This window comes from Burkholderia crassaminum (genome assembly GCF_964265005.1).
Classification (GTDB): domain Bacteria; phylum Pseudomonadota; class Gammaproteobacteria; order Burkholderiales; family Burkholderiaceae; genus Burkholderia.
This window is the reverse complement of sequence record NZ_OZ183799.1, coordinates 18709-35059: the sequence shown is the minus strand read 5'-3', so window position 1 is coordinate 35059 and position 16351 is coordinate 18709. Positions and strand designations below refer to the sequence as shown.

Here is a 16351-nt window from a genome sequence, read left to right as displayed (position 1 = left end):
CGTGAGCTGGACGATCGAGGATTTCAAGGCAACGTCGCTGGAAGTCGGGCAATGGTGCTGGGGAACGATGGAAGGCGCGTTCAACGAGAAACAGACCATCAGCCAGATCATCGTCGATGCCGCGATCGGGATGATTCCGCTCGTGGGTGACGCAACCGCCGTTCGCGATCTGCTGGCCGTCAGCATCGGCATGAGCCAGGATCCGGTCAAGCGCGACGACAAGATGCAGCGCGTGCTGCTGGTTGTGCTCATCTTCGCGCTGATCCCGGTCGTGGGCGGCGTCATCAAGGGGCTCGGGCGATTGCTGCTGAAGGTCACTGGTGATGTCGCGAAGGATGCCGAACTGCTCAAGGCGGTCGTGCAATTCCTGAACCGGATGGGGCACGGCGACGCGCCGAAGTGGTTGAAGGCGCTGGACCTGGGCAAGTACCAGGCGCAAGTCCTGGGGAAGCTGAAGGATTTTTGCGCGGGTATGCGCGTGACCATTGGCCAAGTGCTTTCGTCACGCGTCGGCCGGTTGCTCCCGGACAAGTATCGCGCCGCGCTCGAGCGTGTCAGCAGCGGTTTTCACGCGCTTCAGGATATGGCCGACAAGATCGTGCCGGACGCGATCAAGGAACTGAACGCGAAGCTCAAGGTGCTGCAGAACATGGTCTATCGCGGCGAGATGCATGAAATCGCGACGGGCGGGGCACCGAAGATCAAGCGCGAGGCCGAGGCGTATCTGCAGGAGCGCAAGTTTGCTCGCGAGATTCGTCGGGGGCGGTTTCCGTCGGAGGAGTGCCTGGCTGACAAGCGTGGCGAGGCGCGGCTCAAGGCGAAATACGGCGAGAAAATTGCCCGCGGTTGGCCGAACATCGTCGACAGGAAAGGCAAGATGCCTCTGTTCGGCGATAAGGATGTGTTTCTCGACATCGCGTCGTTCAGCGGCCCGATCAAGGCGCTGACTGCGAAGGAACTCGCCGGCAAGAAGGTGTACCGCGTGTTCGGTAACCCGTCCGAACTGGCGAAGTGGGAGGGTGGCAGCTCGGCGGGCGGCAGAAGTCCCGCGTTCTGGGGTGTCGGCGAGCCGCCGAAGACCGCGGAGGAGTGGCGCAGGCTCTCCGCCGTGCTGGATTCCTGGAACGGCAACGGGTTCATCGTCGTCATGCAGTTGCCGCACGATTTCGGCGAGCGGATGCCGAAGGCCAACGCATGGGCTGGAAAGATTGCCGAACAGTACGGCACGGAGAAGCCCGTGCAGTATCTCGAAGGCGGCGGAGATCAATTGGTCGTCGACTTCGGCGAACTGTCTGCGTTTGTGCATGCAGAGGGAAACAAGATCAAGAAGGATTTCGAGAATTTCACCGGGCACGCGGATCTGCATGTCAAGCGGGAGTACAACGGCGTCAAGATCGAGTTCCACAAGACGAACTGGGAGAATGTCGAGAAGGTGTACGGCTACAGCAAGTACGAGGACGACATCCACTATGCGACGGAGACACGCCGGCTGGCGGGTGACGAAATCCAGACCAAGGCGACCAACAGCAAAGTGACCGCAGCGACTCGATCGGCAGCGAACAACGAAGGTCAGAGATGACGGATACGATCAAGCAGGACGACATGACGGATGACGCGACGCGGCGCAGGATTTTCTGGCTGCTTCAACGCCTGACCAGTTATTCGCTCTGGAAGCGCAAGCGCGATGCGTTTGCACTCTTCGCGAACGAATACGAGCACGCGGTGAAGACCTGGCCTGAAGGTGATCCGGAGAGGGTGCCGGCAGACAATTTGCCGACGGTCTTCGAGATTCTCGCCGCTTACGATCGAGGGCTGACCGAGTTGGCCCGAGGGTACCGGTTCGTCTGGCAGCGCGGTGAGCCGCTGCAATACGCGATCGATCGGTACAACCATTTGAACGCGTATTTTTTCCCGCATTACGATTACTGGGACCGTGGTGCGCAGTTTGCTCCCTATCCGCCGAAGGTCGACGCGCTGGCCCAGCTGCTGCATGCATCGGAATACCAGGTGGAGTATGCGCCGTTCGAGCCGCCACCTTTGGAAGACTACCTCGCACAACTGTGCTCGATAGACTTGCTGCTGTCTCCGGAGGCGTACGAGCACAGCTTCTACACACTTCCGTATCCGGTGTTTCCGGTGGATTTGCCTGAGGTTCCAGAGCCAGTCGGCCCGGTGATCAAGTCAGGCGAGAAGGTGCCTTGCGACGGCATCTGGGAACCCGTTGCGGTCGAGCAATCGAAATTGTTGGGCATCGTGCCGGTCGGCAATCGCAGTTTGCGCAGTAACGGCTGCTTCAATTATTTCATTCGGGACATCCGCGCGCCGAACCTCAGCGATGACGACACGGGTGCGGTCGTCAAGACACACTGGCGATTGTTGTGGGAAGACAAGCGATACGCGGACGGCGTCATTCCCGACGAGTCGCAGTATTTCCTTGAGCCACCGGCGCCGCAGCCGGCTCGGGAAACCGTCACTGAGGTCCGGACCGGCGATCGCTGCCCGGTTTCTGGCGAATGGCAGACGGACGAATACGGCGGCAAGACGCTGCACGTCGAAGCCGGGGCTGCGATGCCCGACATGCTCGTCAGGGACAATCTCGGCGAGCTCAAGGTGCACTGGGTGACGTGGCGCCTGGTGAAGCGTTCGTAGTGCGGGCGAGCGACGAAATCGAGACCGGGGCGAGCAACAGCAAAACGGCTCCAGCGGGCTCGATCGGCGAGGAATGGCGAAGATCAGCGATGACGGATGCGATCACGCTGTACGACATGACGGATGATGTGACGCGGCGCAGGATTTTCTGGCTGCTTCAACGCCTGACCAGTTATTCGCTCTGGAAACGCAAGCGCGACGCATTTGCACGATTCGCAAACGCGTACGAGCATGCGGTGAACACTTGGCCCGATGACGATCCTGATGGAATTCATGACAAGCACTTTCCACTCATCGCAGAGATTCTCGCTGCTTACGATCAAGGGCTGACCGAGCTGGCCCGAGGGAACCGGCAAGTCTGGCAGCGCGGTGGGCCGCTGCAGCAAGCGTCCAGGCGCTATGACTTTCTGGAAGCGTATTTCTACCCTCATCCCGATTACTGGGATCGCGGCGCGCAGGCTGCGCCGTACCCGCCGAAGATTGAAGCGCTGGCCCAACTGCTGCACGCGTCGGAGTACCAGATGGAGTATGCACCGTTCGATCCGGGGGAAAGATTCGGCGACGTTGCAAAACTGCACACGGCAAGGCTGCTGCTCTCCCCGAATGCCTATAAGCGCAACTTCCACACGCTTCCGTACCCGGTGTTTCCGGAGGAGCTGCCTGCGGTTCCACAAGCGGTGGGCCCGGTCATCTGGACCGGCCGGAAAGTGCCTTGCGACGGCATCTGGGAGCCTGTCGTCGTCAAGTGGTCGAGGCGGCCGGGCATCGTGCCGCTCGTCATGCCCAGTTTGCGTAACGGAGGTTGCTTCAATTATTTCATTCGGGGCGCTCGTGCGCCGAACCTCACGGATGACCTCCCGGGATTGTTCATCCCGACGTGCTGGCGATTGCTGTGGGAAGACCGGCGTTACGTGAACGGCATCATTCCCGACGAATCGCAGTATTTCCTCGAGCCACTGCAGGTACCGCAGACGAGCCTGAACCCGTGATATCCGGAGAACGCCATGAGCAAGCTGAATTTCGGCAAGGTCGATCGATGTTCCGTCCGACTCAATACCGCGACGCTGCTCGGCCTGAAGGCCGCCTATGAGGATTTTGCAAAGACCGGGCAGGATCTGCACAACTTCGAGATCTGCATCGAAGACGAAAGTGAAGGCATGGCGGATCCGACGCCCGAGGATCACGTCATCAGCGTGACGTTCGTGGCGAAGATGCCTCCCGGCATGCGCGGGCTCGGCAATGCAAGTCCGCTCGGGACGTCGATGAAATACGTCATCTCCCCGGAGACCGGCGAGATTCTCAAGGTTTATCTGACCAAGTGACCTTCGGAAGCGGCGAAGGTGGTCAGCCTTCGTATGTGGATAACTGCGGCGCAAACGACGCGAAACGCTGTGCGAGCAACAGGTGAGCATGCACCCGGATCGCAAGCCGGGTGCGGATCCTGGTGAATTCGGACCGTGACAAGCTCAACCGAATGCGTAAGCACACGACTGGTCGGAGGGCAGCCTGTTCTACGATGTGGGTCCGTGTGGAATGAGCGTCGCGTTTCGTGCGCTTGTCGGCGGTCTGCATGTGGACAACCCGCACACCAACCAGTCGAACTCCTGTGCATCGAACAGGTGAGCGCTTTGCATTCGACCACACGAATCAGCTCGAACGCCTTGTCTGACATGACCTCGCCGGAATAGAGCAGACGATGTGGATAGCTTTCGCGGGGTCCATCGTGATTGAATGCCTTGTGGATATCGAGAAGTCAAAGCACTCGAAGACCTGTGCATTCAGCGAGTGAGAGTAATCGAATTCGGTGCAAGTGTTCGCGTTATCTCGCTGGTTGTGGATATCGCGCTCCGAAACAACCTCAAACGCTGTGCAGACGGAGAGTGAGCGAGTCGACCGATGGCTGCGCGCGGCGATTGTCACGATCGATGTGGATATCCCGTTCCGCAGCGACTCGAAACCCTGTGACTCCAAAAGGTGAGGGTGCCGGAGGCGCTTCGGTGTGGACAACCGACCAGGAAAGTCAGTCGAAACACTGTGCAGGCGAGTGGTGAGCGCAAGCGAGCCCGAGCCAGCAAAGCCGCATCATTCCGGACGCCGACGGCCACCACCGCCCGCCGACAGCGCGCGCATCGTACCACTCAAGTCTGCTGATCGAGCGCCTGCGCGACCGCTTTCTCCGCGAGGCTCCCGGCCGGCCCGACCACCGCATAGTTGAGCCCGTTCACCGACCCGTACCGCGCGAGCAACGCACCATCCACGCGTTGCCCGGCCGGCAGCAGCCGATGTTTCGATTCCGCCGGCCGGAGATAGAAGCTCAGCGTCCGCCCGGCCTCGTCTTCATAGAGCACCATCGCAGCCGTTGCGCCGCTGTCCGTCGTAAACAACCGCCCACCGACCGGCCTGAACCCCGCCGCGCTCAAATCCGGCAGCCTTGCCGATGCCCCGACGCGCCTGGTGAGCCACCCCTGCAAATCGCCCGCACCGGTCGGCCGGTAATCGACCTTGGCCGTCTGATCGACCACCATCATCCGGTAAGCCTCGAGCGCGTCGCTCATCGGCGCGATGGGCGGCGGCGCGTTCCACCCGCGCGCCTGCCATCCGCCGAACGTTCCCAGCCCGACGCAGAACACGAACGAAGCCGCGATCGCGAACCGCATCCGCGCGCGCTCCGCCCGCCGTCCGCGAATGGCCGCGGGATCCAGCGCAGGGTTATCCGCCGGCATCCGCACGCTTTCCAGCGCGGCCCGCAACCGCTGCGCATCCTGCTGCCATTGCTTCATCTGTTCCGCGCGCTCCGGATGCAGCGCGAGATAGCGCTCGACCGCGGCGCGCGCATCGTCGTCGAGCTGGCCGTCGACGTAGGCCTGAAGGTCGTGTTCGTTCGGAGGGGTGTTCATTTTTTCATCAATCGCAAAGAAGGAGCGGGGAGCTCGCCGTCGCTGAGCTGGCGCAGCGCCTGGCGCGCGCGGGAGAGCCGCGACATCACGGTGCCGATCGGCACCTCGAGCAGGTCGGCGACTTCCTGATAGGTGAAGCCCTCGACCGCGACGAGCAGCAGCAGGCTGCGCTGCTCGTCCGACAGCCGGCCGAACGCTTCGAGCGTCGCGCGCGCCGTGAATTCGCGTTCGGCGGACGGCCAGTGCGCTTCGTCGTCGTCACGGATCCGGCCGAGCAGCCAGTTGTAGCGCTTCGCGCTGCGTTTCCCGTCGAGAAACTGCCGGTACAGGATCGTGAAGAGCCAGCTGCGCAGCGACGCGTCGTCGCGGCGGCTCGTCCAGCGCGACAGCGCGCGCTCGAGCGTCGACTGGACGAGATCGTCGGCCGCGTGGACGTCGCGCGCGAGCCAGAGCGCGAAGCGTCGCAGCCTGGGGATGAGTTCGCGCAGTGCGTCGTCGTCGAGGGCGGTGGAGGGCATGGCCGGGCCGGTTGCCGAATGGGTCGAGATGCCGCGTAAGACGCCGGTGGGCGCCGCTTATTCCACCAGCATACGAAAAAAATTTTCGTGGAATAAAGCGGTGCGGGTGGCGTCCTACGCGGGTTCGACAATGACCTGACGGTCGGGAGCACATTCATGGAGCGATCTTCTTCCTCTTCTTCGCCGCAGCGCGAGCTTGGGCGCGGGTGGTGGCGCTGGGCCGCGATCGGCGGCGCGGTGGCCGGCGTGGCCGTGGCGTTCGGATATGTCGGCGGGTGGCTCGCACCGGCGCGTCTGACCCCGCACCGGATCGTCGACGCGTTGCAGACGGCCGGCGGCGGCATTCACCCAGGCTTCCGGCGCAATCACGCGAAGGGCGTGTGCGTGACCGGTTACTTCGAAGGCAACGGCGCCGCGAGCGCGTATTCGGTCGCGCCGTTCTTCAAGGCGGTGCGCACGCCGGTGGTCGGGCGTTTCGCGTTGCCGGGCGGGAATCCATACGCACCCGACAGCAGCGTGCCGATCCGCAGCCTCGCGCTGAAGCTCACTGCGCCCGATGGCGAGCAATGGCGAACCGGGATGAACGCGATGCCCGTGTTTCCGGTGGCGACGCCGCAGGCGTTCTACGCGCAATTGCTGGCGACCCGGCCCGATCCGCAGACGGGCAAGCCCGACCCGGCGAAGGTGAAGGCGTTTTTCGGCGCGCACCCGGAGACGGCCGCGTTCCGCGAATGGGTGAAGGGTGCGAAGCCGAGCGCGAGCTACGTCACCGAAAGCTATTACGGATTGAACGCGTTTTACTTCGTCGATGCGGCCGGCAAGCGCCAGGCGGTGCGGTGGCGCGTCGTGACGGAGCAGACGGCAGGCGCCGGCGGCGTCGCGACGGCGGCGGATCCAAACGTATTACAGCAGGACGTGACGCAGCGCATCGCGGCGGGTGCGCAGAAGTGGAAGCTGCTGGTCACGTTGGCGGAGCCCGGCGATCCGGTGGACGACGCGACCAAGGTCTGGCCCGCGCAGCGCACGACGATCGACGCGGGCACGCTCGTGCTCGACCGCGTGGAGGCGCAGGACAGCGGGCCGTGCCGCGACGTGAATTACGACCCGACGGTGCTGCCGCAGGGGATCCAGGTGTCGGGTGATCCGTTGCTGGCGGCGCGTTCTGCGGCGTATGCGGATTCGTATCTGCGGCGCACGAGCGAAGAGGCCGGGGTGGCTGGCGTGGCGCGATTGAGTGGGGAGGGACGATGATGAAGGCTTCGACGACGTTTAGCTTGCCGGCGCGGGTGCTGCACTGGGTAATGGCCGCGATGATCCTCGCGATGCTGTTCATCGGGGTGGGGATGGTGGCGTCCGTTTCCGAGCGGCACGAGATCCTGGTGGCGATTCACAAGCCACTGGGTGTGGCCGTCCTGGTGCTGGTGTGCGTGCGGATCGTGGTGCGAGTGCTGTCGAAGTCGCCGGCGTTGCCCGAGGACCTGCCGTGGTGGCAGAAGGTGGCCGCGCACGGGTCGCATCTCGTGCTGTATGCGCTGATGCTCGCGATGCCGCTGATCGGGTGGGCGATGCTGTCGGCGGGCGGGTACCCGGTGACGCTGGGCGGTGGCGTACAACTGCCGGCGCTGGTTTCGGCTGATCCGGTGACGTTCGCCTGGCTCAGGGTCGCGCATCGCGTGCTGGCGTATCTGTTCTTTGCGACGTTCCTCGCGCACTTTGCCGCGGCGCTGTATCACGGGCTGATTCGACGGGACGGCGTGGTGAGGGCGATGGTGGGGCGGTAACCGGGAAGGTTGCGTTCGCGGCGGCGGGGCTGTTCACGTGCGACCGAGGCGGCTCTTGCCGTGCCGCTTATATATGACCGCCGGGTCGGCTCAGCGGCTCCCGGCTTAGCATGTCAAAAATATTTCACAAAGGGGCTTGCGTAGATGAGGGCGGGTGCTTAGAATCACGCCTCTTTCGCGCTAACGGAAACGCAGCGCGGGAGAAAGAAGGGAAGCGGTGCTGTTGAAGTCGGTTTTATCGATTCCAGTGCACACGAAATTAAACCGCAGTCGTCGCAACGAAGTAGTTAAAAAAGTTGTTGACGAGTTTTAAAAAACGGTTGATAATCTCGCTTCTCTGCTGCTGAAAACGCAGCGCTGCTGAGAAACACGAAGTTCCTCGCAGAAATGTTCTTTAAAAATTAACAGCCGATAAGTGTGGGCGCTTGATGGCAGCGAGCTGATCCTCGGATCAGATAGCGAAAGTATCAAGAGTCTCACACTAAAGTAAGTCAGGTTTATGAAGTGATTCATATTCCTGTCAGTTTTGAGTGAGCGACCGGTTCTTAACTGAACCGAAAACAGTAACAGGTTTAAACTGAAGAGTTTGATCCTGGCTCAGATTGAACGCTGGCGGCATGCCTTACACATGCAAGTCGAACGGCAGCACGGGTGCTTGCACCTGGTGGCGAGTGGCGAACGGGTGAGTAATACATCGGAACATGTCCTGTAGTGGGGGATAGCCCGGCGAAAGCCGGATTAATACCGCATACGATCTACGGATGAAAGCGGGGGACCTTCGGGCCTCGCGCTATAGGGTTGGCCGATGGCTGATTAGCTAGTTGGTGGGGTAAAGGCCTACCAAGGCGACGATCAGTAGCTGGTCTGAGAGGACGACCAGCCACACTGGGACTGAGACACGGCCCAGACTCCTACGGGAGGCAGCAGTGGGGAATTTTGGACAATGGGCGAAAGCCTGATCCAGCAATGCCGCGTGTGTGAAGAAGGCCTTCGGGTTGTAAAGCACTTTTGTCCGGAAAGAAATCCTTGACCCTAATACGGTCGGGGGATGACGGTACCGGAAGAATAAGCACCGGCTAACTACGTGCCAGCAGCCGCGGTAATACGTAGGGTGCGAGCGTTAATCGGAATTACTGGGCGTAAAGCGTGCGCAGGCGGTTTGCTAAGACCGATGTGAAATCCCCGGGCTCAACCTGGGAACTGCATTGGTGACTGGCAGGCTAGAGTATGGCAGAGGGGGGTAGAATTCCACGTGTAGCAGTGAAATGCGTAGAGATGTGGAGGAATACCGATGGCGAAGGCAGCCCCCTGGGCCAATACTGACGCTCATGCACGAAAGCGTGGGGAGCAAACAGGATTAGATACCCTGGTAGTCCACGCCCTAAACGATGTCAACTAGTTGTTGGGGATTCATTTCCTTAGTAACGTAGCTAACGCGTGAAGTTGACCGCCTGGGGAGTACGGTCGCAAGATTAAAACTCAAAGGAATTGACGGGGACCCGCACAAGCGGTGGATGATGTGGATTAATTCGATGCAACGCGAAAAACCTTACCTACCCTTGACATGGTCGGAATCCTGCTGAGAGGTGGGAGTGCTCGAAAGAGAACCGGCGCACAGGTGCTGCATGGCTGTCGTCAGCTCGTGTCGTGAGATGTTGGGTTAAGTCCCGCAACGAGCGCAACCCTTGTCCTTAGTTGCTACGCAAGAGCACTCTAAGGAGACTGCCGGTGACAAACCGGAGGAAGGTGGGGATGACGTCAAGTCCTCATGGCCCTTATGGGTAGGGCTTCACACGTCATACAATGGTCGGAACAGAGGGTTGCCAACCCGCGAGGGGGAGCTAATCCCAGAAAACCGATCGTAGTCCGGATTGCACTCTGCAACTCGAGTGCATGAAGCTGGAATCGCTAGTAATCGCGGATCAGCATGCCGCGGTGAATACGTTCCCGGGTCTTGTACACACCGCCCGTCACACCATGGGAGTGGGTTTTACCAGAAGTGGCTAGTCTAACCGCAAGGAGGACGGTCACCACGGTAGGATTCATGACTGGGGTGAAGTCGTAACAAGGTAGCCGTATCGGAAGGTGCGGCTGGATCACCTCCTTTCCAGAGCTTCTCGCAAAAATTGAGCGCTCACGCTTATCGGCTGTTGATTAAGACAGACTAGCTGTCTGCGGTTAAACCGGTTATAATGCCGGCCGCTTTCAATAATCTTCAATGACAAACATTCGAATGAAGTTTGGTTCGAGTTTTTCTCATTGGCGATTGAGCCAGTCAGAGTGATATGAGTAACACCATATCGGCTGTCGTTCTTTAACAATCTGGAAGAAGTAAGTAATTTGGATAGCGGAAGCGTCTATGAGATGGACGTGAAAGTTATCCGGGTTGTGATTGTATCGATGTATCTCAAGATGATTCGAACTCTATGTTTGACTCAATTGGAATACGGCACAACGCGAGAACTCAACCTGTAACGACTGTCGTCCCCTCGGGGATGGGGTCCTCGTAAGCGCTAAAGCGCTAACGACGACCGACATGAGACAGACTCGTTATAGGGTCAAGCGAACAAGTGCATGTGGTGGATGCCTTGGCGATCACAGGCGATGAAGGACGCGGTAGCCTGCGAAAAGCTACGGGGAGCTGGCAAACAAGCTTTGATCCGTAGATGTCCGAATGGGGAAACCCACTCCTTTTGGAGTATCCATGGCTGAATACATAGGCCATGTGAAGCGAACGCGGTGAACTGAAACATCTAAGTAACCGCAGGAAAAGAAATCAACCGAGATTCCCAAAGTAGTGGCGAGCGAAATGGGATGAGCCTTGTACTCTTTATTTGTATTGTTAGCCGAACGCTCTGGAAAGTGCGGCCATAGCGGGTGATAGCCCCGTAGGCGAAAACAGTATGAAAGAACTAAGTGTACGACAAGTAGGGCGGGACACGTGAAATCCTGTCTGAAGATGGGGGGACCATCCTCCAAGGCTAAATACTCGTGATCGACCGATAGTGAACCAGTACCGTGAGGGAAAGGCGAAAAGAACCCCGGGAGGGGAGTGAAATAGATCCTGAAACCGCATGCATACAAACAGTCGGAGCCTCGTAAGGGGTGACGGCGTACCTTTTGTATAATGGGTCAGCGACTTACGTTCAGTAGCAAGCTTAACCGTATAGGGCAGGCGTAGCGAAAGCGAGTCCGAATAGGGCGTTCAGTTGCTGGGCGTAGACCCGAAACCAAGTGATCTATCCATGGCCAGGATGAAGGTGCGGTAACACGTACTGGAGGTCCGAACCCACTAACGTTGAAAAGTTAGGGGATGAGCTGTGGATAGGGGTGAAAGGCTAAACAAACTTGGAAATAGCTGGTTCTCTCCGAAAACTATTTAGGTAGTGCCTCGTGTCTCACCTTCGGGGGTAGAGCACTGTCATGGTTGGGGGGTCTATTGCAGATTACCCCGCCATAGCAAACTCCGAATACCGAAGAGTGCAATCACGGGAGACAGACATCGGGTGCTAACGTCCGGTGTCAAGAGGGAAACAACCCAGACCGCCAGCTAAGGTCCCCAAATATAGCTAAGTGGGAAACGAAGTGGGAAGGCTAAAACAGTCAGGAGGTTGGCTTAGAAGCAGCCACCCTTTAAAGAAAGCGTAATAGCTCACTGATCGAGTCGTCCTGCGCGGAAGATGTAACGGGGCTAAGCTATATACCGAAGCTGCGGATGCGTGCTTTGCACGCATGGTAGGAGAGCGTTCCGTAAGCCTGCGAAGGTGCGTTGAAAAGCGTGCTGGAGGTATCGGAAGTGCGAATGCTGACATGAGTAGCGATAAAGGGGGTGAAAGGCCCCCTCGCCGTAAGCCCAAGGTTTCCTACGCAACGTTCATCGGCGTAGGGTGAGTCGGCCCCTAAGGCGAGGCAGAAATGCGTAGCTGATGGGAAGCAGGTCAATATTCCTGCACCATTGTTAGATGCGATGGGGGGACGGATCGCGGAAGGTTGTCCGGGTGTTGGAAGTCCCGGTCGCTGCATTGGAGAAGGCGCTTAGGCAAATCCGGGCGCGGAATTCAAGGGTGTGGCGCGAGCTCCCTAGGGAGCGAAGCAATTGGAAGTGGTTCCAAGAAAAGCCTCTAAGCTTCAGTCTAACGATGACCGTACCGCAAACCGACACAGGTGGGCGAGATGAGTATTCTAAGGCGCTTGAGAGAACTCGGGAGAAGGAACTCGGCAAATTGGTACCGTAACTTCGGGATAAGGTACGCCCTTGTAGCTTGATGCCCCTGCGGGCAAAGGGTGAAGGGGTTGCAATAAACTGGTGGCTGCGACTGTTTAATAAAAACACAGCACTCTGCAAACACGAAAGTGGACGTATAGGGTGTGACGCCTGCCCGGTGCCGGAAGATTAAATGATGGGGTGCAAGCTCTTGATTGAAGTCCCGGTAAACGGCGGCCGTAACTATAACGGTCCTAAGGTAGCGAAATTCCTTGTCGGGTAAGTTCCGACCTGCACGAATGGCGTAACGATGGCCACACTGTCTCCTCCCGAGACTCAGCGAAGTTGAAGTGTTTGTGATGATGCAATCTACCCGCGGCTAGACGGAAAGACCCCATGAACCTTTACTGTAGCTTTGCATTGGACTTTGAACCGATCTGTGTAGGATAGGTGGGAGGCTATGAAACCGGAACGCTAGTTTCGGTGGAGCCGTCCTTGAAATACCACCCTGGTTTGTTTGAGGTTCTAACCTTGGCCCGTGATCCGGGTCGGGGACAGTGCATGGTAGGCAGTTTGACTGGGGCGGTCTCCTCCCAAAGCGTAACGGAGGAGTACGAAGGTACGCTAGGTACGGTCGGAAATCGTGCTGATAGTGCAATGGCATAAGCGTGCTTAACTGCGAGACCGACAAGTCGAGCAGGTGCGAAAGCAGGTCATAGTGATCCGGTGGTTCTGTATGGAAGGGCCATCGCTCAACGGATAAAAGGTACTCTGGGGATAACAGGCTGATACCGCCCAAGAGTTCATATCGACGGCGGTGTTTGGCACCTCGATGTCGGCTCATCTCATCCTGGGGCTGTAGCCGGTCCCAAGGGTATGGCTGTTCGCCATTTAAAGAGGTACGTGAGCTGGGTTTAAAACGTCGTGAGACAGTTTGGTCCCTATCTGCCGTGGGCGTTGGATATTTGAAGGGGGCTGCTCCTAGTACGAGAGGACCGGAGTGGACGAACCTCTGGTGTACCGGTTGTCACGCCAGTGGCATCGCCGGGTAGCTATGTTCGGAAGAGATAACCGCTGAAAGCATCTAAGCGGGAAACTCGCCTTAAGATGAGATATCCCTGGGGACTAGATCCCCTTGAAGGGTCGTTCGAGACCAGGACGTTGATAGGTCAGGTGTGTAAGCGCAGTAATGCGTTCAGCTAACTGATACTAATTGCCCGTAAGGCTTGATCCTATAACAAGTCTGCCTTGTAGATCGGCGCCGTGCGACAGCACCGGCCGCAAGATCCAGAGCGACAAGTTGGATTCTCGTGTGTGATACACACAACTCAAAATTACTGCTTCTTCCAAGATTGGTTGTGCTGCGAAGCAGCGCAACAACCCTCTTTGCCTGATGACCATAGCGAGTCGGTCCCACCCCTTCCCATCCCGAACAGGACCGTGAAACGACTCTACGCCGATGATAGTGCGGATTCCCGTGTGAAAGTAGGTAATCGTCAGGCTCCCTAAGCCAGAAACCCCCGCCCGAAAAGGCGGGGGTTTTTGCATTGGGGCGGCGGAAATCTAGATCTCGATGAACGACGAATCCTGCGACGCAATCAGGCGCGGTGACGGGGAACACTGGCAGGCACATACATCGTCGCTCAATCCGGCCTACCTATGGAAAAAAGTTGAAGCGATCGTGCCGGGCAAGGAAGCCATGTGGTCGATGGCTGGATGCCCCTTCGTTCCTCAAAGCGGTAATCGGACTGAGGCTGTCCCTAGCACGACCTACCTGCTGAATTTAGGCGCTGCGTTGCCATCGCGAGCGCGATGCGCCGCCAGACACCGAGGCTCATCATCATCCAAGCTCGGGAAGTGAAGCACGGTTCGAATGGCCCGATCCGCGTTCAATTGGTGCTGGCATTAACAAACCCAATCAAAGCCGTCTCAAACTAACTAAACTCAATTAAAATAGTTTAGACTCTATTCAGCTGCCGCCATTCTGGCGGCGCTTTTCTGTTTGGGTACAGACATGGACGACCGCTGGCTCTCTGTCGATGAAATCGCCGACTACCTCGGTGTAGCCAAAGACACCATCTATACCTGGGTGACCTCCAAAGGCATGCCGGGGCACAAGGTCGGGCGCTTCTGGAAGTTCAAGAAGGAAGACGTGGACGCCTGGGTGAGAGAGGGCGGTGCCGCTGCCAGTAGTGATGACTTTGACGACAAGGAGCCGCGCAATGCCTAAGCAGCGCTCCGCACAGGACAACAACGAAATGAGTGACCTGGATCAAGAAGCCCAAGCGCCCGAGAGCGCGCTCGAAGAGGGCAAGGTCTTTGACTACATCACCGGCAACCCGGTAAAGGACAGCGACAAGGAGCAAGTCCGCCAGCGCATTGCTCGCGCCATCATTCATGAGTACGGCATCGCCGCCGAAGACATGGAGCCTGACTTCAAGGTCAAGGTGAAGGGCAAGAACAGGAAACTCGACATCGCCATCTTCAAGCCAGGCCAAGCGCACAAGGTGGACAACCTCTACCGCGCCGTAGTAGTTGAAAAGGAGCCCAAGCTCGGAACCAAGGGTGCCTACCGCATGCGTGACCCGGAAGAGGCGCGTAAAGAGTTCGAGGTGCTTGAAACCGTGATGGCTGAAGTCGAGAGCTGCAACTACGGCCTGTGGACAAACGGCCTGGAATTCTTCTTCTTCAAGAAGGAGGTCACTCGCTTCGACACCAAATTCAAACCAATTGGTGACTGGCCCTTGGGTGACGATACCTTCAGTGTCGAAGGCCGCTCCATGGGCCGCCTACGTCGCGCCGATCCGGTCATGTTGCGCACGGCGTTTCGCCGCTGCCACAACTACATCCACGGCAACGAAGGCATGCCCAAGGACGCTGCCTTCTGGCAGTTCCTGTACCTCATCTTCTGCAAGATGTATGACGAACAGCAGCCCAACGACGCACGCCGTTTTTGGGTGGGGCCGTTCGAGCCATTTGAAGTAGCTGGGCGCGAGCAAATCCGTCTCCGCATCAGGCCGCTTTTTGAGGCAGTGAAGAAGAAATACGACGGTCTGTTCAAAGGCAACGAAGAGATCAACCTGTCTGACCGGGCCTTGGCCTTCATTGTTTCAGAGCTGGCCCGCTACGACTTTGGTCGCACCGATGTGGATGCCAAGGGCACGGCTTACCAAGAGATCGTCGGCACCAATCTGCGCGGAGATCGCGGCCAGTACTTCACACCACGTGGTGCCATCAGCTTGGTCGTCAAGATGCTGGCCCCAAAAGAGCATGAGCGCGTGCTGGACTCGTCCTGCGGCACTGGCGGTTTCCTGGTCGAGACCCTGAACTACTTGAACAAGGTCTTCCACGAAGAGAAGCGCATCAAGGCGGGCGACGAGAACACTGAGGAGTTCGCCTCCATCCGTGACCGACTGGCAAACTACGCGGCCAACAACCTGTTCGGCGCTGACTTCGACCCCTTCCTGGTTCGCGCCGCACAGATGAACGTTATGATGGCCGGTAACTCACTGGGCCACCTGTATCACATGAACTCATTAGAGTTCCCTCTGGGACATCTTCCTGGCGTCCAGGCGGCGAAAGATGCCATCCCGCTCGGTACGATTGATGTCTTGATGACCAACCCGCCGTTCGGGTCGGACATCCCCGTCACCGAGAAGACCATCCTGGAGCAGTACGAGTTGGCTCGCCGTTGGGAGCGGCAAGGCGACGGCTTCGTGATGACCAACGTGGTCAAGCCTGCAGTGGCACCTGAAACGCTTTTCATCGAAAGGTGTGTGCGGTGGCTCCGGCCAAACGGACGGCTTGGTATCGTGTTACCTAATGGTGTCCTTGGAAATCCAGGCGACGAGTACATCCGGCATTGGATTCTTCGTCATTGTTGGGTTTTGGCAAGCGTTGAGTTGCCCGTCGAGTCTTTCATCGTCGAAGCCAATGTCAACATTCAAACCACTTTGCTGTTCTTGAAGCGAAAGCCTATTGAAGTCATCCAAGCAGAGGATTTGGGCCATAAACAAGACTACCCCGTTTTCATGGCGGTTGCCGATAAAGTGGGTTTCGATCGTCGTGGCAACACCTTATACAAGCGTAGCCCTGATGGCGAAGAGATCCTAGTGGATGTTAGCCACGAAGAGAAAGTCCGCATCGCTGGTGGTCTGCACGTGCGCACGCTCCATCGCAAAGAGCGCATTCTCGACGATGATTTGCCCGCAATCGCCAAGGCTTATGCTGAGTTCCGCATCCAGTATCCGGAGCCAAGAAAATGAGCATGCTTACCCAAAGGTACATCGAGTTGCAACATGG

General features: G+C 58.3%; 10 protein-coding genes and 3 rRNA genes. 11 read left to right on the top strand and 2 right to left on the bottom strand.

Annotated features, from left to right (window positions below):
* Position 1: 1 nt before the first annotated feature.
* From ACPTTF_RS00100 to ACPTTF_RS00085, 4 genes are all read left to right on the top strand, one after another.
* Positions 2-1579, top strand: coding sequence for a hypothetical protein (locus ACPTTF_RS00100; RefSeq protein WP_423369943.1), 1578 nt, complete (start codon positions 2-4; stop codon positions 1577-1579).
* A complete protein-coding gene (locus ACPTTF_RS00095; protein ID WP_423369942.1) occupies positions 1576-2649 on the top strand; it encodes an Imm72 family immunity protein in 1074 nt (357 codons plus the stop codon). Before ACPTTF_RS00100 ends, ACPTTF_RS00095 begins: the two co-directional genes overlap by 4 nt.
* 89 nt (positions 2650-2738) lie before the next feature.
* Positions 2739-3638: an Imm72 family immunity protein gene (locus ACPTTF_RS00090; RefSeq protein WP_423369941.1), complete on the top strand. Its 900-nt coding sequence runs from the start codon at positions 2739-2741 to the stop codon at positions 3636-3638.
* A gap of 15 nt (positions 3639-3653) precedes the next feature.
* Positions 3654-3971, top strand: coding sequence for a hypothetical protein (locus ACPTTF_RS00085; RefSeq protein WP_423369940.1), 318 nt, complete (start codon positions 3654-3656; stop codon positions 3969-3971).
* A gap of 816 nt (positions 3972-4787) precedes the next feature.
* Here the strand turns inward: ACPTTF_RS00085 and ACPTTF_RS00080 are convergent.
* Positions 4788-5546 carry an anti-sigma factor family protein gene (locus tag ACPTTF_RS00080; protein WP_423369939.1) on the bottom strand — a complete coding sequence of 253 codons (759 nt, stop codon included), beginning with the start codon at positions 5544-5546 and terminating at the stop codon, positions 4788-4790.
* Positions 5543-6064 carry a sigma-70 family RNA polymerase sigma factor gene (locus tag ACPTTF_RS00075; protein WP_059527789.1) on the bottom strand — a complete coding sequence of 174 codons (522 nt, stop codon included), beginning with the start codon at positions 6062-6064 and terminating at the stop codon, positions 5543-5545. Before ACPTTF_RS00075 ends, ACPTTF_RS00080 begins: the two co-directional genes overlap by 4 nt.
* 156 nt (positions 6065-6220) lie before the next feature.
* Here ACPTTF_RS00075 and ACPTTF_RS00070 point away from each other — a divergent pair, with 156 nt between their 5' ends.
* From ACPTTF_RS00070 to mads2, 7 genes are all read left to right on the top strand, one after another.
* A complete protein-coding gene (locus ACPTTF_RS00070) occupies positions 6221-7315 on the top strand; it encodes a catalase family peroxidase (protein ID WP_423369938.1) in 1095 nt (364 codons plus the stop codon).
* Entirely contained in the window at positions 7312-7845 is a 534-nt protein-coding gene (locus tag ACPTTF_RS00065) for a cytochrome b (protein ID WP_423369937.1), read from the top strand. The genes ACPTTF_RS00070 and ACPTTF_RS00065 overlap by 4 nt, the downstream gene beginning before the upstream one ends.
* A gap of 574 nt (positions 7846-8419) precedes the next feature.
* A 16S ribosomal RNA gene (locus ACPTTF_RS00060) occupies positions 8420-9952 on the top strand.
* Between the two features lie 449 nt (positions 9953-10401).
* A 23S ribosomal RNA gene (locus ACPTTF_RS00055) occupies positions 10402-13283 on the top strand.
* Positions 13284-13438: 155 nt separating this feature from the next.
* Positions 13439-13551: ribosomal RNA gene (rrf, locus tag ACPTTF_RS00050) — 5S ribosomal RNA — on the top strand.
* The 16S, 23S and 5S rRNA genes sit together here, the layout of an rRNA operon.
* Positions 13552-14063: 512 nt before the next feature.
* Positions 14064-14279 (top strand): methylation-associated defense system helix-turn-helix domain-containing protein MAD1, encoded by a 216-nt coding sequence (gene mads1, locus ACPTTF_RS00045; protein WP_103524192.1) that lies wholly within the window; start codon positions 14064-14066, stop codon positions 14277-14279.
* Positions 14272-16314, top strand: coding sequence for a methylation-associated defense system DNA methyltransferase MAD2 (mads2, locus tag ACPTTF_RS00040; RefSeq protein ID WP_423369936.1), 2043 nt, complete (start codon positions 14272-14274; stop codon positions 16312-16314). The genes mads1 and mads2 overlap by 8 nt, the downstream gene beginning before the upstream one ends.
* The last annotated feature ends 37 nt before the right edge of the window (positions 16315-16351 follow it).